18 protein-coding genes are annotated in these 21,644 nt (G+C 69.3%); 4 read left to right on the top strand and 14 right to left on the bottom strand.

Going from position 1 to position 21,644, the window contains the following annotated elements:
• Nucleotides 1-138: 138 nt before the first annotated feature.
• The 5 genes from ACSHSS_RS09455 to ACSHSS_RS09435 form a co-directional block, all read right to left on the bottom strand.
• Nucleotides 139-840, bottom strand: coding sequence for a helix-turn-helix domain-containing protein (locus tag ACSHSS_RS09455; RefSeq protein ID WP_445544865.1), 702 nt, complete (start codon nucleotides 838-840; stop codon nucleotides 139-141).
• Complete coding sequence (locus ACSHSS_RS09450; protein ID WP_105837663.1) at nucleotides 818-1,780, bottom strand: AraC family transcriptional regulator; 963 nt, start codon at nucleotides 1,778-1,780, stop codon at nucleotides 818-820. Before ACSHSS_RS09450 ends, ACSHSS_RS09455 begins: the two co-directional genes overlap by 23 nt.
• Nucleotides 1,781-1,809: 29 nt before the next feature.
• On the bottom strand, nucleotides 1,810-2,898 hold the full coding sequence (locus ACSHSS_RS09445) for a porin (protein ID WP_445544864.1): 1,089 nt from the start codon (nucleotides 2,896-2,898) through the stop codon (nucleotides 1,810-1,812).
• A gap of 79 nt (nucleotides 2,899-2,977) precedes the next feature.
• Nucleotides 2,978-5,182 carry a molybdopterin cofactor-binding domain-containing protein gene (locus ACSHSS_RS09440; RefSeq protein ID WP_445544863.1) on the bottom strand — a complete coding sequence of 735 codons (2,205 nt, stop codon included), beginning with the start codon at nucleotides 5,180-5,182 and terminating at the stop codon, nucleotides 2,978-2,980.
• A complete protein-coding gene (locus ACSHSS_RS09435; RefSeq protein ID WP_006414034.1) occupies nucleotides 5,166-5,606 on the bottom strand; it encodes a (2Fe-2S)-binding protein in 441 nt (146 codons plus the stop codon). Before ACSHSS_RS09435 ends, ACSHSS_RS09440 begins: the two co-directional genes overlap by 17 nt.
• 230 nt (nucleotides 5,607-5,836) lie before the next feature.
• Between ACSHSS_RS09435 and ACSHSS_RS09430 the strand changes: the two genes are divergently transcribed.
• Nucleotides 5,837-6,220: a VOC family protein gene (locus ACSHSS_RS09430; protein WP_105840637.1), complete on the top strand. Its 384-nt coding sequence runs from the start codon at nucleotides 5,837-5,839 to the stop codon at nucleotides 6,218-6,220.
• Nucleotides 6,221-6,311: 91 nt separating this feature from the next.
• Here ACSHSS_RS09430 and ACSHSS_RS09425 read toward each other — a convergent pair whose 3' ends face one another.
• Entirely contained in the window at nucleotides 6,312-7,778 is a 1,467-nt protein-coding gene (locus ACSHSS_RS09425) for an NYN domain-containing protein (RefSeq protein ID WP_445544862.1), read from the bottom strand.
• Nucleotides 7,779-8,074: 296 nt separating this feature from the next.
• Between ACSHSS_RS09425 and ACSHSS_RS09420 the strand changes: the two genes are divergently transcribed.
• The gene (locus ACSHSS_RS09420; protein WP_006401197.1) at nucleotides 8,075-8,704 is read left to right on the top strand and encodes an SDR family oxidoreductase; all 630 of its coding nucleotides are present in this window, start codon (nucleotides 8,075-8,077) and stop codon (nucleotides 8,702-8,704) included.
• A 106-nt stretch (nucleotides 8,705-8,810) separates the two neighbouring features.
• Here the strand turns inward: ACSHSS_RS09420 and ACSHSS_RS09415 are convergent, their stop codons facing one another.
• A complete protein-coding gene (locus tag ACSHSS_RS09415) occupies nucleotides 8,811-9,362 on the bottom strand; it encodes a peroxiredoxin (protein ID WP_006407547.1) in 552 nt (183 codons plus the stop codon).
• A 269-nt stretch (nucleotides 9,363-9,631) separates the two neighbouring features.
• Here ACSHSS_RS09415 and cdpA point away from each other — a divergent pair, with 269 nt between their 5' ends.
• Together cdpA and ACSHSS_RS09405 are read left to right on the top strand one after the other, a co-directional pair.
• On the top strand, nucleotides 9,632-11,374 hold the full coding sequence (gene cdpA / locus ACSHSS_RS09410) for a cyclic di-GMP phosphodiesterase CdpA (RefSeq protein ID WP_193788453.1): 1,743 nt from the start codon (nucleotides 9,632-9,634) through the stop codon (nucleotides 11,372-11,374).
• A gap of 17 nt (nucleotides 11,375-11,391) precedes the next feature.
• Complete coding sequence (locus ACSHSS_RS09405) at nucleotides 11,392-12,891, top strand: HDOD domain-containing protein (protein WP_217262843.1); 1,500 nt, start codon at nucleotides 11,392-11,394, stop codon at nucleotides 12,889-12,891.
• Between the two features lie 69 nt (nucleotides 12,892-12,960).
• Here ACSHSS_RS09405 and ACSHSS_RS09400 read toward each other — a convergent pair whose 3' ends face one another.
• The 7 genes from ACSHSS_RS09400 to ACSHSS_RS09370 all read right to left on the bottom strand — a co-directional run bounded on the left by ACSHSS_RS09400 (nucleotide 12,961) and on the right by ACSHSS_RS09370 (nucleotide 21,239).
• On the bottom strand, nucleotides 12,961-13,755 hold the full coding sequence (locus ACSHSS_RS09400) for an ABC transporter substrate-binding protein (protein ID WP_217262844.1): 795 nt from the start codon (nucleotides 13,753-13,755) through the stop codon (nucleotides 12,961-12,963).
• A 264-nt stretch (nucleotides 13,756-14,019) separates the two neighbouring features.
• Nucleotides 14,020-15,069 (bottom strand): succinylglutamate desuccinylase, encoded by a 1,050-nt coding sequence (gene astE / locus ACSHSS_RS09395; protein WP_445544861.1) that lies wholly within the window; start codon nucleotides 15,067-15,069, stop codon nucleotides 14,020-14,022.
• The gene (astB, locus tag ACSHSS_RS09390) at nucleotides 15,053-16,393 is read right to left on the bottom strand and encodes an N-succinylarginine dihydrolase (RefSeq protein WP_006414095.1); all 1,341 of its coding nucleotides are present in this window, start codon (nucleotides 16,391-16,393) and stop codon (nucleotides 15,053-15,055) included. Before astB ends, astE begins: the two co-directional genes overlap by 17 nt.
• Before the next feature lie 14 nt (nucleotides 16,394-16,407).
• The gene (astD, locus tag ACSHSS_RS09385) at nucleotides 16,408-17,871 is read right to left on the bottom strand and encodes a succinylglutamate-semialdehyde dehydrogenase (protein WP_006414091.1); all 1,464 of its coding nucleotides are present in this window, start codon (nucleotides 17,869-17,871) and stop codon (nucleotides 16,408-16,410) included.
• 7 nt (nucleotides 17,872-17,878) lie between these two features.
• Complete coding sequence (gene astA, locus ACSHSS_RS09380; RefSeq protein WP_105840644.1) at nucleotides 17,879-18,925, bottom strand: arginine N-succinyltransferase; 1,047 nt, start codon at nucleotides 18,923-18,925, stop codon at nucleotides 17,879-17,881.
• Nucleotides 18,922-19,974: an arginine/ornithine succinyltransferase subunit alpha gene (gene aruF / locus ACSHSS_RS09375; protein WP_060044030.1), complete on the bottom strand. Its 1,053-nt coding sequence runs from the start codon at nucleotides 19,972-19,974 to the stop codon at nucleotides 18,922-18,924. The genes astA and aruF overlap by 4 nt, the downstream gene beginning before the upstream one ends.
• Before the next feature lie 32 nt (nucleotides 19,975-20,006).
• A complete protein-coding gene (locus ACSHSS_RS09370; protein ID WP_039224999.1) occupies nucleotides 20,007-21,239 on the bottom strand; it encodes an aspartate aminotransferase family protein in 1,233 nt (410 codons plus the stop codon).
• Between the last annotated feature and the right edge of the window lie 405 nt (nucleotides 21,240-21,644).

Here is a 21,644-nt window from a genome sequence, read left to right as displayed (position 1 = left end):
GACCGTCGTCGCGCGCACCGGCCGACGCCGGCGCCCGGCTCGGCGTCGAAGCGCGGTGTGAAGCGCGGTGTGAAGCGGTATAAAGCGCCGTGCGCGGCCGGCGCAGGCGCGCCGCACGCCGCACGCCGCACGCCGCAGTCAGCGATCGGCCGCCGCGGCCAGCGTGCGCGACAGCTGTCGTGCTGCGTCGGCGATCAGCGCGGGCACCTGCTGCCATCGCGCATCGTCCGGCGCACCGAGCGCGACGCCGATCGCCAGCGCGCCGCGCGCATCCACCGGCATTGCCACGACGCCCGGCGCACGCCGCGACTCGCCCTGCAGCCCGAGTCGCCAGACCGGCGGCGCGCCGCGTTCGGTTGCATCGCGCCGATCGCATTCCTTACCTGTCTCGTCCGGCTGCGCCGCCAGCCCGGCGAACCGTGCGCCGACGCGCGTGACCACGCACGCCGCATCGGCGGGCACCGCCTGCGCGAGCACGACGGCTTCCGCGCCGTCGCGGCCGAGCAGCTGGGCGGCCAGCCCGCTGCGCGCACATAGCGCGTCGAGCACCGGCTGCGCCTGCGCGACCGGCGCTTGCGCGCCGAGATACGCGGCCGCGATCCGTGCGCTCGCCGGCCCCGGCCGATAGCGGCCATACGCGTCGACGACGAGAAAGCCCTGTCGAACCAGCGTTTTCAGCAGTCGCGCGACCGAGTTGCGCGGCGCGCCGAGGCGCGCTGCCAGTGCCGCGCCGCTCGCGCCGCCGTGCGCGGCCGCCACCGCTTCGACGATCGCGAGCCCGCGCGCGAGCGCCGGCACGCGATAGCGCGCGACGTCGTCATCGTTGCCGGGCAAGGTCATACAGATCCTGTGCATTGCGTGCGTAGCGGCGCGGCGCCATCCCCGACCAGCGATGAAACGCGCGCGCGAACGCCTTCTCCGATGTGTAGCCGACGCGCTCCGCAATCTCGATCAGCCGCAGCCTGCCCTGCGCGAGCTCGCCGCTCGCCAGATACATGCGGTACGCGGTCAGATGGCCGATCGGCGTCTCGCCGACCAGCTCGGCGAAGCGCGCGCAGAACCGCGAGCGCGACATGCCGGCCTCGGCCGCGAGACTCGCGAGCTGCCAGTTGCGGCGCGGGTCGCTGTGCATCAGCGCCATCGCGCGGCCGATCTGCGGATCGGTCAGGCCGCGCAGCCAGCCCGTGTGATTCGCCGACGACTGCAGGTGCGCGCGCAGCAGCTGCACGAACAATACGTCGGCGAGGCGCGTCGCGGCGACGGCCCAGCCCGGCTGACAGGCCATCGATTCCTCGATGAAGCTCTGCAGCGTGCTCGCGAGCCACGGCGCGACGGCCGCGTCGTGCGCACGCACGTGGATCAGCGTCGGCAACACGGAGAACAGCGGGCTGCGCACGATGTCGCGATACACGACGATGCCCGTATAGAGCTCGCTCGTCGCCCCGCCGCCGCCCGCGGCGAATTCGAGCGGCGTATCGAAGCGCGGCCGGATGCCCTTGTCCGCCATCAGCGTGTCGAACGGCACGGGCGGCTCGTCGAGCGACGACGCCATCACGTGCTCGTCGCCGTGCGGCAGCAGGACGAAGTCGCCCGGCTCGACGTGCACCGGCGCAGCCCCCGCAACCGACAGATAGAACGGGCTGCCGGCGCAGGTGCGAAACGGCGCGCCGGCGACGGCCGGCTTGCGGATCGCCCACGGCGCACTGAGCGTGAAGCGCCCCGTGACGACCGCATCGGCCCGCAGGTCGGTCAGCACGTCGCTGAGAAGGTCGATCGTCATCGTCGGGTCTCCGTGGTGCGCGCGGCCGGCTAGAAGCGCTGCTGAATGCCGGCCATCACGCCGACCTGGTTCTGGCCGGCGCCGACCGTGCCGCCGGCCGCCACCGCCGACGTGCCGAGCGCGCTGTTCATCATGTAGCCGGCCGACGCATAGACCATCGTCCGCTTCGACAGGCTGTAGTTCGCGCGCGCCACGAATAGGTTCGAGTCGAAGCGGCCGCGCAGCAGATAGCGCAGGGCCTGCGCGTCGAATGATAGCGCCGGCGTCGCGTACAGCGTGCCGCCCGCGAAGAAGAGATCCGACTGGCTGTGGGCCGCGGCTGCCGTGTTGCGGCGAATCCAGCCCGCGCCGAGTTTCGCGATGCCGAATTTCACGTACGCGTCGACGATCGTGCGCGTGTCGGTATAGCCGGGGCTCGACAGCGGCGCCGACGCGCCGGTGCCGCCATGCATCACGTCGTACGAGGCGGCCGCGCCGAACTGCGGCGCGTCGTACGCGACCATCATCGTGTACTGCCGGCATGCGACCGGGTCGCCCGGCACGTTGCCCGCGCAGTTCGTGGCCGACGGGCCGGCCGGCCCCGCGCCGTCGCGGCCCGTGCTGTAGGTGCCGCCGAGCGTCAGGCCGCCGAAGCGGCCGAGATAGCCGACCGCATTGTCGCTGCGCGCGTTCGGCAGATAGCTGTCGAAGCTCGCCATCGAATGGATCGACGGGCCGATCACGTCGGCATTGAGCAGCACGAGCATCGACATGTTCATCTGCCGCCCGAGCGTCAGCGTGCCGTACGGCGATTCGATGCCGAGGTTGGCCTGCCGCCCGAACAGCCGGCCGCCGTAGTTGAGCGCACCCGAATTCATCGCGAAGCCGTTTTCGAGCACGAAGAAGGTCCGATAGCCGCCGCCGAGATCCTCGACGCCGCGCAGGCCGAAGCGCGACGGCACCTCACCGGTCAGCGCCGGCATGCCGGCGACCGAGCCGCCGCCCGCCGCATTGTTGTAGTACTGCACGCCGGTGTCGACGATGCCGTACAGCGTGACGCTGCTTTGCGCATGCGCGCCCGGCGACACCGCGGCTGCGGCGAACGAGACGGCCGTCGCGGCCGTGCGGAAGGTTTTCATCGAAGTCTCCAGACCTGTCGTGTCGTTGTGCTTATGAAGGCCGGCGATGCCGGCCGGTGGGGAAACGCGCGGCGCCCGTTCAGGTCGCGAGCGGCGTGTCGAACGGCATCGAGCGCGGTCGCTGGCCGGTCGCGCGCCAGATCGCATCGGCCACCGCCGGCGCGACCGGCGGCAACGCGACTTCGCCGCAGCCTTGCGGATCGCGGTCGCTGTCGACGATCACGACTTCGATCCTCGGCATCGCGGCCAGCCCGAGCAGCGGGTAGTCCGCGAAATTGCGCTGCACGACCGCGCCGTGCTCGAACGTGATCTCGCTGCGAAACGTATTGGTCAGCGCGAAGCCGACGCCGCCTTCGACCATCTCGCGAATCAGCAGCGGATTGATCGCACGGCCGCAGTCGATGCCGCAGACGATCCGCTCGAGCTTGACGCTGCCGCCCGTCACGCGCACCTCCGCGATCGTCGCGACGTAGGTGCTGAATGCGCCGCCGCGGCCGGTGTAGAGCGAGTACGCGACGCCGCGCGACACGCCGGCCGGCGCGCGGCCGAACCAGTTCGCGCGCGCGGCCGTCGCGTCGAGCACGCGCAGCGCGAGCGCGTCGTGCTTGAGCAGCGCGCGCCGGTAGCGCACGGGGTCGGCCCGCACCGTATGCGCGAGTTCGTTCACGAAGCTTTCGAGGAAGAACACCGACGAGGTGCTGCCGACGCTGCGCATGAAGCTGACCGGAATCGGCTGCATCACCGTGACCGAATCGACGAGCAGGTTCGGCACGTCGTAGCAAAGGTCGTACAGGCCGTCGAGCATCGTCTCGTCCCAGCCGCCCGCCTTGTCGTAGCGGTCGCGCTTGATCGCCGCGTACAGCGAATGGCCGGCGACGCGCGCATGCAGCGCGACCGGCAGCCCGTCGCTGCCGAGCGCCGCGCGCAGGCGCGCCGACGCGCACGGCCGATAGAAGCCGTGACGGATATCGTCCTCGCGCGAGCGGATCACCTTGACCGGCCGGCCGATCGCCTTCGACGCGACGGCCGCATGCACGACGAAATCGGGCACGTACTTGCGGCCGAAGCTGCCGCCAAGGAACGTCGTGTTGACGATCACCTTCCCGGCCGGCACGCCGAACAGCGACGACAGCGTCCAGCGCACCTTGTCCTGCCCCTGGATCGGCCCCCACACCTCGATCTCGTCGGCGCGCACATGCACGGTCGCGTTGACGGGCTCCATCGTCGCGTGGACGATGTACGGCGTGTGGTAATCGGCTTCGACGACGGTGCCGGCCTCGGCGAGCCGGCGCGCGGGTTCGCCGATATGCGTCGCGACGACCGCGTGCGGCGCCTGCAGCGCGCCCTTGCGCTGCGCGAGGATCGTCGCGCTGTCGAACGGCGGCGTCGTGCCCGCGTCCCAGGCGATGTCCGCCGCGTCGCACGCCTTCTTCGCCTGCCAGTAGCTCTGCGCGACGACGATCACGGCGTCCTTCGCGAGCACGACGTCCACGACGCCGGGCATCGCACGCAGCGCGTCGCGGTTGTGCACGGCGCTCGGCCGGCCGTTCAGCGTCGGCGCCATCGCGAGCGCGCCGACCAGCATGCCGGGCACCCGCACGTCGATGCCGAAGATCGCGCTGCCGTCGACCTTCGCCGGCACGTCGAGCTTGTGCAGCGGACGGCCGATCAGCGTGTGCGCGGAGGCCGGCTTCAGCTTCGGCTGCGGGTCGTGCGGCAGCTTCGCCGCGTCGTCGACGAGCGCGCCGTACGACAGCGACCGGCCGCTCGGCGGATGGACGACGCGGCCGTCGCGCGTCACGCACTGCGTGTCGCGCACGCCGAGCCGCGCGGCGCCGGCCCGCAGGAACGCCGAGCGCGCCTGCGCGCCCGCGATGCGCAGCCGCGTATAGAACATCGTCGCCGACATCGACGCGCCGACGAACTGCTGCGGCGCCTCGTTCGCGGCGTCGATCCGGTACGCGTCGCGCCCCGTGACGAACTCGATCGTCACGCTGCGCCACTCGGCATCCATCTCGTCGGCGAGCACCTGCGGCAGCCCCGTGTAGACGCCCTGCCCGACTTCCGCCTGCGACAGGCCGATGATCGTGCGGCCGTCGGCATCGACGCGCACCCAGTCGTTGATCTCGCGAAAGCGCGCGCCGTCGCCGGCCGCATGCACGACGTCGCCAATCGCGAGCGGCAGCAGCAGGCTGCCCGCGAGCGCGACGCCGCCTTTCAGGAATACGCGCCGCGACGCGCTCGGCACGACCCGCGCGCGCACTGCGTCAGCCGGCCGCGACATGGATCGCCTCGCGGATGCGTTGATAGGTCGCGCAGCGGCACAGGTTCGTGACGGCCGCGTCGATTTGCGCGTCGGTCGGCTTGCGGTGGCGCGCGAGCAGCGCGGCCGTCGCCATCACCATCCCCGACTGGCAATAGCCGCACTGCGGCACGTCCTTCTCGATCCACGCGCGCTGCACCGGATGCGAGCGATCGTGCGACAGCCCCTCGATCGTCGTCACCGAGCGGCCTGCGACGCCGGCGACCGGCAGCACGCACGAGCGCGCGGCTTCGCCGTCCAGATGCACGGTGCAGGCGCCGCACGCGCCGATCCCGCAACCGTATTTGGTGCCCGTCAAGCCGGCCGCGTCGCGCACGACCCACAGCAGCGGCGTGTCGGGATCGCCGTCGAAATCGAACGGCTGGCCGTTCAGCATGAAGCGCATGGTCTGTCTCCCTGTTGCGCGTCGCCGTTCGCCATCCGGCGGATGGCCGCGATCGCTTGACAGGGATTCTTGGCGGCGTAAAAAACCGCGCCAATGACCTTTGCTCCCGAAAAAGTAGCCGATCGTCCAGATCGTATCGACCGACGCTGCGCAACGGCGGCGGCGCGTGCCGCTTGCACCGCGGCCGCGATCGGCTATCGTCTGTGCATGGCCCTCGCCGGGAATCCGTCATGAACGTCCAGTTGAATCACACCATCGTCTGGTGCCGCGACGCGCACGCGTCGAGCCGCTTTCTCACCGAACTGCTGGACCTGCCGCCGCCGACGCCGTTCGGCCCGATGCTCGTCGTCGCGCTCGACAACGGCGTGTCGCTCGACTTCTATCAGCAGCCGGGCGAGATCGCGTCGCAGCACTACGCGTTTCTCGTCGACGAAGCGGACTTCGATCGCGTGTACGCGCGCATCCGCGAGCGCGGGCTGCCGCACTGGGCCGATCCCGCGAAGCGGCAGCCAGGCGAGGTCTACCGCCACAACGGCGGGCGCGGCGTGTATTTCGACGATCCGGACGGTCACTTTCTCGAAGTGATGACGCAGCCGTACGCGCTGAACGGCTGACGAAACGCATCGGCCGGCATGGCGCCGGCCGAGCTGACTGCGCACGCGCGGCCGTCCGGTAGCGGACCGAGCCGCCCGCGTACGGCCGCCGTTACTCGGCGGCGGGCGTCGTCTTGCGCGGACGGCGCGCACGCGTGGCCGTCTTGCGGGGCGCCTTCTTCGGCTTCGCTTCGGCGGCGCTCGCTTCGGCGGCCGGTTCGCCGGCCGGCATCGCGTCGGGCGACGGCAGCGCGGCCGCATCGGCCGCCGCGAATGCATCGGCCGCCGGCGCCGCGTGCTGCGGCGCGGCGTGCCGTGCGTCGCCCTGCTCCGGCTCGCGAGGCGGGGCTTCGACGTGGCGCTCGTCCGCGTGTTCGTCGCCGCGCTGCGCTGCAGCGTCCCGCTTCGCCGCGGACCGGCCGGCGCTCGCCGCATCGTCGCTCTTCTTCGCGCCGGCCTTCTTCGCCGCGCTCTTGCGTGCGCGCTTGCGGCCGTCCTTCGCGTCGCCGTGCGTCGCGCCCGCCTGCGCCGTTTCGTTCGATTCCACCGCGTCGACCGGTGCGGGCACCGGTTCGCTCGCGGCGACGTCGACCGCGCCCGCTTCGTCCGTGTCGACGGCCATGCCGTCCGCCGCCGGCTCGCCGTGCGCGCCGCGACGGCGCGACGCGTGTTCGAGCGGCCCGGCTTCCGCGTAACGCGCGCCATGCCCCGCGTGCGCGCTGCCCGTATCGCGCGCGGCAACCGGCTCGGCCGCAGCCGACTGACGCGGCCGCGACACGAACGCGCCCGACTTGTCGTCGCGGCCGACCTCGAGCAGCCCGCGCGCCTGCGCTTCGTCGAGCAGGTTGCCGAACGCGCGGAAGCCGTAGTACGACTCGTTGAAATCGGGCTTGCGGCGCTTGATCGCGCTCTTCAGCACGGACGCCCAGATCTTGCCGACGTCGTCGCGCTCGGACGCAAGCGCCTCGAACGTCTCGACCGCGAGCGCGATCGCCTCGGCCTTGCGCGCCTCCATCTCCGGCTTGCGCGACGGCTCGTCCGCGCGCTTCGCGCCGCCGTTGCCCGCACGCTGCTGTTCGCGCTTGGCGAGCGCGCGCTGCTGTTCGCGCACGAGATCGTCGTAGAAGATGAACTCATCGCAGTTCGCGACCAGCAGGTCGGACGTCGACTTCTTCACGCCGACGCCGATCACCTTCTTCGCGTTCTCGCGCAGTTTCGACACGAGCGGCGAAAAATCCGAGTCGCCGCTGACGATCACGAACGTATCGACATGCGATTTCGTGTAGCAGAGGTCGAGCGCGTCGACGACGAGCCGGATGTCGGCCGAATTCTTGCCCGACTGGCGCACGTGCGGAATCTCGATCAGCTCGAAGCTCGCCTCGTGCATGGCCGCCTTGAAGCCCTTGTAGCGATCCCAGTCGCAATAGGCCTTCTTCACGACGATGCTGCCCTTCAGCAGCAGCTTTTCGAGCACGGGCTTGATGTCGAATTTCTCGTACTTCGCGTCGCGTACGCCGAGCGCGACGTTCTCGAAGTCGCAGAACACGGCCATGCTCACGTTGTCCAGGGGTAATGCCATGTGTACTCCAACCGGTTGGCCGACGCGTTGATATGCGTAGCGGCAGGAAATGCGTGGCGCACATGATAGCCGGTCGGCGGCGTGCCGCCCGCATTCCGCGCGGCAGCCGCACTGTGTGCGGCGACACACCGTCGTCGCGCCGCGTCGCCCGGTATGCTCCGGATAGGTGCAACCGCCGGGCCGCCGTGGATGCGCCCCTTTTTGACGCGCCGCCGCCCGGCCAATTCGACATACACTTGAGTATCGGTCGTCCGTCCCTAACTGGAAGGATGACGCATCGAGCAAGGAGCCGTTTCATGACGACGAAGGTACTGCTGATCGGCGCGACCGGCCGCACGGGCCGCGCCTGCGCGGATCTGCTGCTCAAGCAGCCGGAATTCGAGCTCACCGCGCTGGTGCGCCGGCCGGGTTATACGCTGCCGGGCGCGAGGGTCGTCGAGGCCGATCTCACGACCGATTTCTCGTCGGCGTTCCAGGGCATCGCGCACGTGATCTATGCGGCCGGCTCGGCCGAATCGGAAGGCGCCACCGAAGAGCAGCAGATCGATCGCGACGCCGTCGCGCGCGCGGCCGAGTATGCGCTCGCCTACAACGTCCAGAAGCTCGTCGTGATCAGCTCGCTGACCGCGTACTGGCCCGAGCGCAGCCCCGACGCGCTGCGCCACTACTCGCAGATGAAGCGCGAAGGCGACGAGCGCGTGATCGCGTCCGGCGTCGACTACGTGATCCTGCGTCCGGGCCCGCTGTCGGACGGCCCGGGCGTCGGCAAGATCGCGCTGACCGAGGAGCGCGTCGAGCCCGCGCCGCCCGTGTCGCGGCAGGACGTTGCATGGGCCGCGATCGAGGCGATCAAGCTTGGCATCTCGCGAAAGGTTATCGGCTTCGTCGGCGGCAGCGTGCCGATCGAACAGGCGCTGCGCGCGTAACGCGCGAGCGGCGGCGCCGGACTACCCACACCACACGCGCTGCGCCGCCAGGGCCCCGCAGCACGATGCGGCCCGCTCGCGCGGGCCGTTCTCTTTGGCCGGCCCGTCAGCGTTTCGGATGCGCGTCGGCCCACGCCTTCACGGCGGCGAGCGTGTTTTCGACGTGCTTGTCGGGCGACAGGCTCGTGTATTCGTACAGCACCTTCCCTTCCGGCGAAATCACGTACGACACGCGGTTCGCGCGATCGAGCGCGGGCAGCTTCGCATCGTATTCGCGGATGATCTTCGCGTCCGGATCGGCCGCGACCGGGAACTTGCTGCGGCACTCGCTGACCGAGAACTTCGTCAGCGTATCGATGTTGTCGGCCGACACGCCGATCACGGTCGCGCCGTACGCCTTGTAGCGGTCGACCGCCTCGGCGAACGCGTGCGCCTCGATCGTGCAGCCCTTCGTAAACGCGGCCGGGTAGAAATACAGCACGACCGGGCCCTGCTTCAGCGCATCGGCGAGCGAGTACGTGTAAGTCTTGCCGCCCAGCGATGCGGGCGCCGTAAAATCGGGCGCCGCGTCGCCCGGCTTCAACTGCGCCTGCGCGATCGGTGCAAGACCGGCCACCAACGCCGCCGCAACGGCGCCCAGCAATAGTTTTCGCTTCATCTGCGTCCTCATTTCTTATAAAGTCAGCCTCGTTGCAGCATGCGCCCGCGTTCGCTTGCCGAACCTGGCGCCCGCCCGGCCCGCGCAGCGCGCCGGCCGGTCCGTTAAAGATTCCTCGCAGTCTGCCGTTATTCCTCCCGGACAACCGGTTCCAGCCCTTCACGTCAGCGAGAAACATGGAAGCCAACAGGAAACAGACGCCGCGCAAGGGCCCCTGGCGCAGCGCATTGCATACGCTGCGCCGCTTCGCCTGGTCGGGCGGCGCGCTGATGCCTGCGCGCGCCGGCGCCCCGCGTCGCGACGATACCGTGCGCAACTGGCTGGAACAGACGGTCGGCACGGTCGATTTCCTCGCCCACGTCGATCGCGAGCTGCGCTTCCTCTACGTGTCGGAAGCGAGCCTGCGCTTCATCGGCTATCACCGCGACTATCTGCACACGCTGACGCTGCGCGACCTGATCGCCGAACAGGATACCGCGGCGCTCGAAGACCTGCTTGCGCGCGCCGCGCGCTCGGGGCAAGTCGAGAAGGCGACGATGAGCATCGTGAAGTCGCTGACCTACCCGCTCGACGTCGAGCTGCGCGCCGTGAAGAGCCGCCACCACGGCGTCGAAGGCTTCGCGATCGCCGCGTTCGACATCTCGTCGTGGCGCGCGCTCGAGGCGCGGCTCACGTACGAAATGCATCACGATCCGATGACGGGGCTCGACAACCTGTCGGCGCTCGTGCCCGCGCTGATCCGCGCGCAGCAGACGGCCGACGACGAAGGCACGTGCGCGGCGCTGCTGCTGCTCGATCTCGACGATTACCAGCGGATCAACCGCGCGCTCGGCTACGACGCGGGCGACGCGCTGCTGCGCGAAACCGCCCGGCGGCTGCGCACGCTCGTCGCGCCCGACGAACTGCTCGCGCGCGTCGCGAGCGACAAGTTCGCCGTCGTGCTCGCCGCGCCGGACCGCACGCGCGCGTGCGACGCGGCGGACGCGCTCGCGCGCCGGCTGCAGGCCGCGGTGCGCGAGCCGTACACGTACCACGGGCAACCGGTGCATCTTTCGGCAAGCATCGGCATCGCGCTGTATCCGGACGAGCGCGCGGCGCCGCATCGCGCGCAGCACCACAGTCCGTTGCTGCGCCGCGCCGATCACGCGCTCGCGCAGGCGAAGGCGTCGGGCGGCAATGCGCTCGCGTTCCATGCACCCGTCGACGATCCGGCCGACGCCGAACGGCTGAAGCTCGAGGCCGATCTGTACGACGGCGTGCGCAACGGCGAATTCTCGCTGCATTTCCAGCCGATCACGCGCAGCCAGTCGGGCGCGGTGGTCGGCGTCGAGGCGCTGATCCGCTGGCGCCATCCCGTTCACGGGCTCGTGCCGCCGGCGACGTTCATTCCGCTCGCCGAATCGATCGGACTCATCAACTATCTCGGCAACTGGGTGCTGAAGGCCGCCTGCATGCAGCTCGTCGCGTGGGATCGGCAGGGGCTCGCGCTGCAATACGTCGCGGTCAACGTGTCGCCGCAGCAGTTCCGCGATCCGCGCTTCACGCAAAGCGTGCGCGATGCGATCGCGCTGACCGGCATCGATCCGCGGCGCATCGTGCTCGAGATCACCGAAAGCCTGCTGATGCACGATCCCGCGCATGCGAAGGGGCTGCTCGAGGAGCTGACCGAGCTCGGCATCCGCTTCGCGATCGACGATTTCGGCACCGGCTATTCGAGCCTCGCCTATCTGCAGCGCTTCCCGCTCGCGAAGCTGAAGATCGACCGCAGCTTCGTCGAGAACCTGCTGACCTCACGCAACGATCGCGCGATCGTGTCGGCGGTCGTCGGGCTCGCGCAGACGCTCGAGCTCGAACTCGTCGCCGAAGGCGTCGAGACCGAAGCGCAGCGCGCCCTGCTGACCGAAATGGGCTGCAACCACATCCAGGGCTGGCTCGTCTGTCAGGCGCTGCCGTCCGAGGAGCTCGCGCGCCGCTTCGCGGCGCAGCAGCTGCACCTGCACGCGGCGGCCTGACGGGCCGGACGGATCGTATGTCAATTACCGAACGCCTGGCCCCGACCGCGCTGCTCGACAAGCTGTGGGCGCGGATGAACGAACGCGGCGACTTCCCGCTGCTGTCGGAGTCGCTGCGCACGACGATGGCCGCGATGAAGAACGACGATCTCGACTTCACGGCGCTCGTGCGCGTCGTGCTGTCGGATTTCGCATTGACGCAGAAGGTGCTGCGGCTCGCGAACTCCGCGATGTACATGGCGTTCGGCGGCAACATCACGACCGTCACGCGCGCGCTGATGGTGCTCGGGATGGACGCGGTCGGCCATCTCGTCGTCGGGCTGAAGCTCGTCGATCACTTCCATCAGAGCACGCCGCGCCGCATCGACGCGAAGCTCGAACTGAACCGCGCGCTGCTGTCCGGCTGCGTGGCGCGCAAGCTGACCGAACACGTCGAGCTGCGCGCGGGCGAGGAAGCGGTCGTCTGCACGCTGATGCGCCAGGTCGGCAAGCTGCTCGTGGTCTGCTATCTCGATCAGGAATGGGACCGCATTCGGCGCCGGGCGGCCGAGCTGCACGGCGACGAAACGGCCGCGTGCATCGACGTGCTCGGCGTCGGCTTCGACGAGATCGGCCTCGAGGCCGCCGCGCGCTGGCGCCTGCCCGACATGATCTGCGCGGGCATGGCGAACGACGATCACGCGGGCGACGACGAATCGCGCGACGACGATCGCGACACCGACGACACGGCCCTCGCCGGCAGCGACGCGGACGACGAGCATGCGCAATGGCTGCGCGCGGTGAGCCGCTGCTCGACCGACGTCGCGAGCACGCTCGCGATGCCGGAAGGCCCGCAGCGCGACGCGCGCATCGGCACGCTCGCGCAGCACTATGCGCCGATCCTCGACATGCCGTCCGGCGCGCTCGTCGAGATTGCCGAGCAACTCGCACGCGAGGAAGCGAGCGACACCGTGATGCGCGAGATCGTCGAACTGCGCGCGAATGCGGATGCGATCGCGCGCGCGCAGGCGGAGCCGGAAGCGTGCCTCGAAGCGGGCCTCGCCGATCTGCGCGCGCTGCCGTCCGAGCACGTGCTGACGCCGGTGCTCGCGCTCGCATCCGAAAGCCTGCTCGCGGGTCTCGCGTTCACGCGCACCGTGATGTTCGTGCGGCACGACGACGGCACGTTCGCCGCGCGTCTCGGCTTCGGTCCCGACGTCGACGCCGTGCTCGACCGGCTGCGCTTCGACGAACGCTTCGAGCCAGACGTGTTCCATCTCGCGATCACGAATTCGGTCGGCATCTTCATCGAGCACGCGCAGGAGCCGAAGATGCTGCGCCGGCTGCCCGCGTGGTATCTCGACGCGTTCGACGACACGCATTCGTTCGTGCTGCTGCCGGTGCGCGCCGGCGGTTCGACGGTCGCGCTGCTGTACGGCGACTGGGCCGGCGCGCAGCCCGCGCGCAAGATCACGCAGCAGGAGATGAGCGTGCTCAACGAGCTTGCGCGCGAGCTGAGCCGGTTCTTCCCCGCGTAGCGGCGGCCCAAAAGCAAACCGGCCGCATCGTGCGGCCGGCTGGCGAAAAGCGACGGAATCGAAACGCGCTTACTTGAGCGTGACGGGCACGCTGAAGTACTTCTTCGCGAGCGAGTCGATCGTGCCGTCGGCCTTCAGTTCCTTCAGCGCCTGATCGAGCGCGGTCTTCAGCGTCGCGTCGTTCTTGCGCAGGCCGAAGCCGACGCCCGAGCCGAGAATCTCGGCATCGCTGACGGTGCCGCCCGCGAATGCGAAGCCCTGGCCTTGCGGCTTCGACAGGAAGCCCTTCGCGCCCGCTTCCGAATCCTGGAACGTCGCGTCGAGACGGCCCGACTTCAGGTCGGCGTAGGCGAGATCCTGCGTCTGGTACGGCACGACTTCGACGCCGGCCGGCGCCCACTTCTTCTTCGCGTACGCTTCCTGGATCGTGCCCTGCAGCACGCCGACGCGCTTGCCCTTCAGCGATTGCGGCGTCGGCTGCAGGCCGCTGCCCTGCTTCGCGATCAGCTGGTTCGGGATCGTGTAGATCGGATCGGTGAAGGCGATCGCGTGCTTGCGCTGATCGGTGATCGTCATGTCCGAGTTGATCGCGTCGAACTTGCGCGCCTGCAGCGCGGGGATCAGGCCGTCGAAGTCGTTCTCGACCCACACGCACTTCGCCTTCAGCTTCGCGCACACGGCGTTGCCGATGTCGATGTCGAAGCCGGTCAGCTTGCCGTCGGGCGTCTTGTATTCGAACGGCGCATACGAGGCTTCGACGCCGAACCGGATCTCCTTCAGATCCGCCGCAAACGCGCTGCCTGCCGCTACCGCCGATGCCGCCACTACCGCGTGCGCGGCCACTTTACGCCAATCCAACTTCATCAGGTGTTCTCCTCGATACTCGAATGTTCCGGAACTACGGGCGCATGCATCATTGCAGGGCCGGATGACGACGGCAACCGCGACGACGCGCCGTGATGCGGCGCAACAGCCGCAAGGCCGCGATTGTACCAATCCGCGCGGCCCGCGCCGCAAAGCGGCCGTGCTGCATCGCGCGCGCGGCGCCCCGACGCAGGCGCACGAAACGCGCAAGACGATGTCGCAAACAGGCAAGCCTGCGGTGCCGGCGCGGCGCCGGCCGGCCCGTCAGACGAGCGCGGCCAGCGTGTCGCGCGTCGTATCGACGACGAGCAGCCCCGCGCGCAGGCCGGGCTTCACCGACGGATTCGGAAACACGATGCGTTCCTCGTCGTGCCGCACCGTGTAGCGGTAATCGCCGTCCTGCGCGAGCACCGTGCCGCGCGCGAACGCGGTGAAGTTCGCGACGTCGGGTGCGACGAACAGCTCGAGCGCGTCGCTCTGTTTCGTGATCTGGTCGATCACCGTGAACACGCGCGGCAGCGGCGCGTCGGCGTCGCGCGGCGCGCCCGACACGAGCCGGCGCACCGCGCGGTCGGCCGGCGCGAAGCGCGCGAGATCGTTCTGCCCGAACGGGCGCACCTTGCCGAGTTCGAGCGTGCACGCCAGTGCGCCGCAGTGTTCGGCCGTGAAGTGCGAATACGTATTGCCCTTCGCGGTGTGCAGCAGCACGGCTGCGATGCGTGCGTCGCCGAGCCATTCGACCATCGCGCGCGACGGCGGCGTGCCCGTATGCGGCAGCAGCGCAAACTGCTCGAAGACCGAGGCGCGGATCGCCGTATGCATGTCGATGTGCCAGCGTGCGCCCTGCTCGGGCGAGCCGGCGAAGAACGTGCGCGCGGCCGCCTCGAGCTGCGCGGCGCGCGGCGCCTCGCGGCTCGCCGGCAACTGGGCGTGCCGGCCGCTGAACAGCCGGTTCAGGTCGTCGTCGAGATAGCGCTCGCCCGCGCGCATCGCCGGTACGTTGCCGAGCACGACGAGCAGCCGGCACGCGAGCGGCAGCGCGCCCGTGCCGACGTCGCGCACGAGCATCGACAACAGCTCGATCGGCGCGGTCTCGTCGCCGTGCACGCCGGCCGACACGAGCACGCTCGCACGCGCCGCGTCGCTCGCCGCCGGTTCGAACGCGAGCAGCCCGTCGCCGAGCCAGTGCCAGCGCACCGCGCCGCCGGCGCACATGCCGTCGTGCGCGTCCGGCACGCGGCCGGCGAGCGTCGCGGCAAGGAAGTCGCCGAGCAGCGCGTCGGCGGCGATGCGGGCCTCAGCGCTGGAAGTCATACAGCGACCCGACGCGCAGGATCTGCGTGAGCTCGTCGAGCGCCGTGCGCGATTCGACGAGCAGCGCCGGATCGGCGAGGTCGTCCGGCGCGAGGCGATCGCGGTAGTGCTTCTCGATCCACGCGTCGAGCGCCGTGAACAGCGTGTCGTCGATCCATACGTTCGACGTGACGGCCGCACGTTCCGCGTCGGTCAGCACGACGCGCAGACGCAGGCACGCGGGACCGCCGCCGTTCTTCATGCTCTCGCGCAGGTCGAACACCAGGACGTCGCGGATCGGGCCGTTGCCGGCCGCCAAGTGGTCGAGATAGGCGGCGACGTTCGCGTTCTCGCGGCATTCCTGCGGCACGACGAGCACCTGCGAGCCGTCCGCGCGCGACAGCAGCTGGCTGTTGAACAGATACGACGTGACCGCGTCGTTGACGCTCACGGCCGCGTCGGGCACCTCGATCACGTTCAGGCGTGCGCCGCGCGCGTCGAGCGCGGCCGTCAGCGTGTCGTAGATCGCCTGCTTGTTGACGAACGCGCGCTCGTGCGTGAACAGCGTGTCGCGGTTGCCGACCGAGATCACGTCGTTGTGGAACACGCCCGCGTCGATCACGTCCGGATCCTGCTGCGCATAGACGGTCGCCTCTTCCGCGAGCCCGTGACGCTGCGCGACCGCGCGGCTCGCCTCGAACGTCTGACGCGCCGGGTAGCGCTTCGGCTCCGGCCCGCGACGGTATTCGGAGCGGCCGTACACGAAGAACTCGACGCCCGGCTTGCCGTATTCCGCGCAAAAGCGCGTGTGGTTCGCCGCGCCTTCGTCGCCGAGCGCGGGTGTGCCCGTCAGCGCATCGTGCACCGCGAAGTGCGCGCGATCGGCGAACAGCGTCGACAGCGTACGGCGCGTCGCTTCGTGCTCGATCGCGCGATGCAGCTTGCTGCACAGGTTCGCCGGCGTGAAGTGCACGCGGCCGTCGGCGGTATCCGCGGACGGGCTGACGGTGGCCGCGTTCGCGGTCCACATCGCCGAGGCCGAGCTCGCGGCGGCGAGCAGCTCCGGCGCCTGCTTCGCGGCTTTCGCGATCACGTCGGCGTCCTTGCCGGAGAAACCGAGCTCGCGCAGCAGGCGCAGCGACGGCCGCTCCTGCGGCGGCAGCACGCCCTGTGCAAAGCCGAGATCGGCGAGCTGCTTCATCTTGCGCAGCCCCTGCTTCGCGGCCGCCTTCGGATTCGCGACGGATTTCTCGTTGTTCAGCGACGCCACGTTGCCGAACGACAGCCCGGCGTAGTTGTGGGTCGGGCCGACGAGTCCGTCGAAATTGGCTTCTTGTGCGTTCATCGTCGTTCCCTCGATCAGAAGTGCAGGCCCGGCGACAAGCTCGCGGGCAGAGTCAGTTGCGCGCTTTCCACCGACGCCATCGGATACGCGCAGTAGTCGGCCGCGTAGTACGCGCTCGGACGGTGGTTGCCCGAGCGGCCCGTGCCGCCGAACGGCGCGGCCGACGATGCGCCGTTGGTCGGCCGGTTCCAGTTGACGATCCCCGCGCGAATCGTGCGGCGGAAGTGCTCCCAGGCGCGCGCGTCGTCGGCGAGCAGGCCGGCCGACAGCCCGAACGCGGTGTCGTTCGCGCGTGCGATCGCTTCGTCGAAATCCGCATAGCGGACGATCTGCGCGAGCGGGCCGAAGTGCTCTTCGTCGGGCAGGTTCGCGACGTTCGTCACGTCGACGATCGCCGCGTTCACGAAGCCGAGCCGCGGATCGCGCTGCTTCATCGCGATGATCGGCTGCGCGCCCTGCTCGATCAGGCGCGACTGTGCGTCGACGAGCTTCGCGGCCGCGCGTGCCGAGATCACCGCGCCCATGAACGGCTGCGGATCGGCGTCGAACACGTCGGCCGTGATCTTCGACGTGACGTCGACGAAGCGCGCGAGGAAGCGGTCGCCGAACGCGCCCTGCGGCACGAAGATGCGGCGCGCGCACGTGCAGCGCTGGCCGGCCGACAGGAACGCGGACTGGATCGTGTGATGCACGGCCGCGTCGATGTCCTCGACTTCACCGATCACGAGCGGGTTGTTGCCGCCCATCTCGAGCGCGAGCACGATCTCCGGACGGCCGCCGAACTGCTTGTGCAGCAGCGTGCCGGTGTCCGAGCTGCCGGTGAAGAACAGGCCGTCGATCTGCCGGTGATTCGCGAGCGCGATGCCCGTGTCCTTCTCGCCCTGTACGAGATTCAGCACGCCGGCCGGCAGGCCCGCGTCCTTCCAGACTTCGACGGTTGCCTGCGCGACGCCCGGCGCGAGCTCGGACGGCTTGAACACGACCGTGTTGCCCGCGATCAGCGCCGGCACGATATGGCCGTTCGGCAAGTGGCCGGGGAAGTTGTACGGGCCGAACACCGCGACGACGCCGTGCGGACGATGGCGCAGCACGGCAACGCCGTCGGCCATGTCCTGGCGCTTCTCGCCCGTGCGTTCCTGATAGGCCTGGATCGAGATGCCGACCTTCGCGGCCATCGCTGCGACTTCGGTGCGCGCTTCCCAGAGCGGCTTGCCGGTCTCGCGGCCGATCGCGGCGGCGAGCGCTTCCTTGCGTTCGTTGAGCAGCGCCGCGAAGCGCTTCGCGATCGCGCAGCGCGATTCGAAATCGAGCGCCGACCAGTCGGCGAACGCGCGGCGCGCGCTCATGACCGCGCGATCGACGTCCGCGGCGGACGCGCTCGCGCCCTGCCACGCGATGTCGTCGGTGCCCGGATTGCGCGAAGCGAACGCGGGGCCCGAGCCGGCGACCCAGGCGCCGTCGATGAAGAGTTCCGTCATGATTCGTTTATCCCTGTTTGGCTTTGAGCGGCAGCACGCGCACCGGATCGCCGGCCTTCACGCGCAGCGCGGCGGCATCGTCGGCGGACAGCACGAACGCGCCGTTCGCGGCGATGCCCGGTGCGACACCGACGCGGAAGTCGGCGAGCGACGTGTTCGACACGAGCGATTTCGGCGCGTGGCCCTCCTGCGCATCGTCGCCCGCGTTCGGCACGCCGATCGCGACCGGCACGACGACGCTCTCGCGCACCGTGCGCAGGTCGTTGATGTGGCATTCGAGCACGGGGCCCGCGTCGAAGATGTCGACGTGGTTCTGATAGCGCAGCCCTTCCGCTTCGAGCATCTTGCGGGCGGGCAGCGTGTCGCGATGCGTGAGGCCGACCGCGTCCTGCGCGTCCTGCGGCAGCAGGTCGACGTACACCGGATAGCGCGGCATCAGTTCCGCGAGGAACGACTTGCGGCCGTGCGAGCTCAGGTAGTCGGCCGCATTGAAATCGATCTGATAGAAATGCGAACCGACCGCGCGCCAGAACGGCGACGTGCCGTCCTCGTCGAAGTGGCCGCGCAGTTCGGCGCAGATGCGCTCCGGAAAGCGGTCGCGGAACTGCGCGATGAACATGAAGCGCGAGCGCGACAGCAGCCCGCCGACGCCGCCCGTCCGATAGCGCGGGCTCAGGAACAGCGAGCACACTTCCGCGTAGCCCGTGAGGTCGTGCGAGATGTTCAGCGCCGACATGCGCGTCCACACGCCGAGCTCCTGGCTCGCGTGCACGACGGTGCTCACGCGGTAGTTGTAGAACGGCTGCTCGAGCCCGACCTGCGACTCGATCCCGCACACGCCCGCGATGTCGCCCGTCTGCGAGTCTTCCATCACGAAGAAGTAGCCGGCTTCGGCCGGTGCGGCCTGGCCGGCCAGCGTGCGGCGCGAGCGCTCGATGCGCGCGGCCAGCGCGTCGCGGTCGGGCTTGAACGTGGTCAGCCCCGGCCCGGTTTCCTGCGCGAGCGACACGAGCGCGTCGACGTCGCCCGTTTGTACGACCCGAACGACGATCATGCTGCGTCCCCCTTCATCTCTTCATCGTCGCGGCGATGCAGCGGCACGCAGCGCACGACATCGCCATCCTTCACATCGAGCGCCGCGCGCACGTCGCCCGACAGCGGCGCATGTGCGGCGTCGGCCGGCAGGTCCGCGAGCACGCAGCGGAACGACTCGCCGCTGCCCGACGACACCATGTACGCGACGTCGCCCTGCTCGCGCGCCGCTTCGCGCACGATGCGCTCGCTGCCGTGCCGCACGCACGCGGTGCGGTCGACCTGCGCGGTGAGCACCGGGCCCGCGTCGAAGATGTCGACGAAGCGGTCGGGCTCGAAGCCTTCCTCGAGATGGATGTCGTACGCGAGCAGTGCGCTTTCGTTCGGCTCGCCGAGCACGCGCTGCGCGGCTTCCGGCAGCAGCGGCACGTAGAGCGGATACGCGGGCATCACTTCCGCGATGAACGTGCGGCTGCGGCCGCCCGACGCGATGTCGACGTCGGTGAAATCGCGGCCGAAGAACTTGCGGCCCACCGCTTCCCAGAACGGCGACGCGCCGTTCTCGTCGCTGACGCCGAGCAGCAGCGTGAACACTTCCGGCGTGAAGCGCCGGCGATTCGCGGCGATGTACATCATGCGCGCACGCGAGATCAGGTGCGCGGCCGCGTCGCCGCGCAGCGACGGATCGACGTAGAAGCCGGCCAGGCGGCTCTTGCCGGTCAGTTCGTGCGACATCGTCAGCGCGTGGATCTTGCGGTTCACGTGCAGCTCGCGCGACGCGTGGATCAGTGCGTCGTTGCGAAACGCGTAGAACGGCTCCGAGTAGCCGGCGGCCGCCACGATGCTCGCCGTGCCGAGCAGCTTGCCGGTTGTCGAATCCTCGAGCACGAACAGATAGAACTCTTCGCCGGCGAAATCGACGTCCGCGCGAAACGAGTCCTCGGAGAGCGCGACGCGCGCTTCGAGCGCCGCGCGATCGTGCGGCAGCGAGTGCAGGACCGGCTGCGCGGTGCGCGCCATGTGCGCGAGCGCATCGAGATCCGTGAGTTTGCCGGGGCGAACAAATAGCATCGTCGTTCCTGTTCTGCGGTGGGCGCGCGGGATCAGCGCGCGGTGGCTTCCTGCGTCGCGAGCACTTGCTCGACGGCCTTCTCGAAGCGCTTCACGCCTTCGTCGAGCAGATCGAACGGAATCACGAGCGACGGCACGAAGCGCAGCACGTTCGGGCCCGCGATCAGCATGATGAGGCCTTGTTCGGCGGCGGCGTTCACGAAGTCCTTGGCGCGGCCTTCGAACGCGGCCGTGAGTTCGGCGCCGACGAGCAGGCCTTTGCCGCGCACGTCCTTGAAGATGCCGAAGCGTGCGTTGATGCGTTCGAGCGCGCCTTTCAGGCGCACGCTGCGTTCGCGCACGCCTTCGAGCAGGGCCGGCTCGCCGATCAGTTCGACGACCTTGTCGGCGATGGCCGAGGCGAGCGGGTTGCCGCCGTAGGTCGTGCCGTGCACGCCGACCTTGAAGTGCGCGGCGAGCGCGTTCGTCGTCAGCATCGCGCCGATCGGGAAACCGTTGCCGAGCGCTTTCGCGGTCGTCAGGATGTCGGGCGTGACGCCCGTGTCCATGTACGCGTAGAACTGGCCCGTGCGGCCGACGCCCGTTTGCACTTCGTCGAAGATCAGCAGTGCGTCGTTGGCGTCGCACGCTTCGCGCAGCGCCTTGAGGAAGGCCGGATCGGCCGGGATCACGCCGCCTTCGCCCTGCACGGGCTCGACGATCACGGCGCAGGTTTGCGGGCCGATCGCAGCTTTGGCGGCTTCGATGTCGTTGTACGGCAGATGCTTGATGCCGGCCGGCACGGGGCCGAAGCCTTCCGAGTATTTCGGCTGGCCGCCGACGCTGACCGTGAAGAACGTGCGGCCGTGGAACGACTGCACGAACGAGATGATTTCGAATTTGTCGGCGCCGTGGCGATCGAACGCGACGCGGCGCGCGAGCTTCAGTGCGGCTTCGTTCGCTTCCGCGCCCGAGTTCGCGAAGAATGCGCGATCGGCGAACGTCAGCGATTCGAGGCGCTTCGCGAGGCGCAGGACCGGCTCGTTCGTGTAGCCGTTGCCGATGTGCCAGAGCTTGCGGCTTTGCTCGTCGAGCACCTTCAGCAGTTCAGGATGGCCGTGGCCGAGCGACGTGACCGCGATCCCGCAGGCGAAGTCGATGTATTCGCGGCCGTCGGTGTCCCACACGCGCGAGCCCTCCGCGCGATCCGGCACGAACGGGGCGGGGGAAAACACCGGCACCATCACTTCGTCGAAAGTCTGGCGGTTCACGGTCGGGGTCGTCATGGTCGTTCCTTTCGGTTTCGTAAGAGGGTTCAACAGGATCAAGTTTAGGTAAGGGTGACGCAAGCGTCTTGCGGAATTGCGACGGGTTCTATCGGAAGCGGATAGTGCGGGGTATTTTGCCCTCTCGGGCTTTGGGGGTGCGGGTTTGTTCGTATTTTTGGGGCGGTTTTTTGGCGGTTTGGGTGGTCCGCCTGCGTTGGGCGTGAAGCACCTGGGATCGTGTCGGTCTATTAGCGTCGCCCCTGCGCGGGGCGGCGGTTACTTTTCTTTGTCTTGCCAAAGAAAAGTAACCAAAAGAAAGGCGCTGTGAAAACGCAAGACTTCCCGGTGCCATGGTCACTCGCGTGGCCCCGAGGGGGTGTCAGGATTTCCGTGTTCAAGGCGGGTTGAGTAATTACACGGAAG

It is taken from the genome of Burkholderia sp. BC1 (genome assembly GCF_052683555.1).
Note: the sequence above shows the minus strand (reverse complement) of the source record. Positions and strands in the feature narration are given on the sequence as shown.

Bases quoted from the DNA above. Each gene is read 5' to 3' on its own strand.
- ACSHSS_RS09455 (WP_445544865.1), bottom strand. From the start codon at position 840: ATGACCTTGCCCGGCAACGATGACGACGTCGCGCGCTATCGCGTGCCG.
- ACSHSS_RS09450 (WP_105837663.1), bottom strand. From the start codon at position 1,780: ATGACGATCGACCTTCTCAGCGACGTGCTGACCGACCTGCGGGCCGAT.
- ACSHSS_RS09445 (WP_445544864.1), bottom strand. From the start codon at position 2,898: ATGAAAACCTTCCGCACGGCCGCGACGGCCGTCTCGTTCGCCGCAGCC.
- ACSHSS_RS09440 (WP_445544863.1), bottom strand. From the start codon at position 5,182: ATGTCGCGGCCGGCTGACGCAGTGCGCGCGCGGGTCGTGCCGAGCGCG.
- ACSHSS_RS09435 (WP_006414034.1), bottom strand. From the start codon at position 5,606: ATGCGCTTCATGCTGAACGGCCAGCCGTTCGATTTCGACGGCGATCCC.
- ACSHSS_RS09430 (WP_105840637.1), top strand. From the start codon at position 5,837: ATGAACGTCCAGTTGAATCACACCATCGTCTGGTGCCGCGACGCGCAC.
- ACSHSS_RS09425 (WP_445544862.1), bottom strand. From the start codon at position 7,778: ATGGCATTACCCCTGGACAACGTGAGCATGGCCGTGTTCTGCGACTTC.
- ACSHSS_RS09420 (WP_006401197.1), top strand. From the start codon at position 8,075: ATGACGACGAAGGTACTGCTGATCGGCGCGACCGGCCGCACGGGCCGC.
- ACSHSS_RS09415 (WP_006407547.1), bottom strand. From the start codon at position 9,362: ATGAAGCGAAAACTATTGCTGGGCGCCGTTGCGGCGGCGTTGGTGGCC.
- cdpA (WP_193788453.1), top strand. From the start codon at position 9,632: ATGCCTGCGCGCGCCGGCGCCCCGCGTCGCGACGATACCGTGCGCAAC.
- ACSHSS_RS09405 (WP_217262843.1), top strand. From the start codon at position 11,392: ATGTCAATTACCGAACGCCTGGCCCCGACCGCGCTGCTCGACAAGCTG.
- ACSHSS_RS09400 (WP_217262844.1), bottom strand. From the start codon at position 13,755: ATGAAGTTGGATTGGCGTAAAGTGGCCGCGCACGCGGTAGTGGCGGCA.
- astE (WP_445544861.1), bottom strand. From the start codon at position 15,069: ATGACTTCCAGCGCTGAGGCCCGCATCGCCGCCGACGCGCTGCTCGGC.
- astB (WP_006414095.1), bottom strand. From the start codon at position 16,393: ATGAACGCACAAGAAGCCAATTTCGACGGACTCGTCGGCCCGACCCAC.
- astD (WP_006414091.1), bottom strand. From the start codon at position 17,871: ATGACGGAACTCTTCATCGACGGCGCCTGGGTCGCCGGCTCGGGCCCC.
- astA (WP_105840644.1), bottom strand. From the start codon at position 18,925: ATGATCGTCGTTCGGGTCGTACAAACGGGCGACGTCGACGCGCTCGTG.
- aruF (WP_060044030.1), bottom strand. From the start codon at position 19,974: ATGCTATTTGTTCGCCCCGGCAAACTCACGGATCTCGATGCGCTCGCG.
- ACSHSS_RS09370 (WP_039224999.1), bottom strand. From the start codon at position 21,239: ATGACGACCCCGACCGTGAACCGCCAGACTTTCGACGAAGTGATGGTG.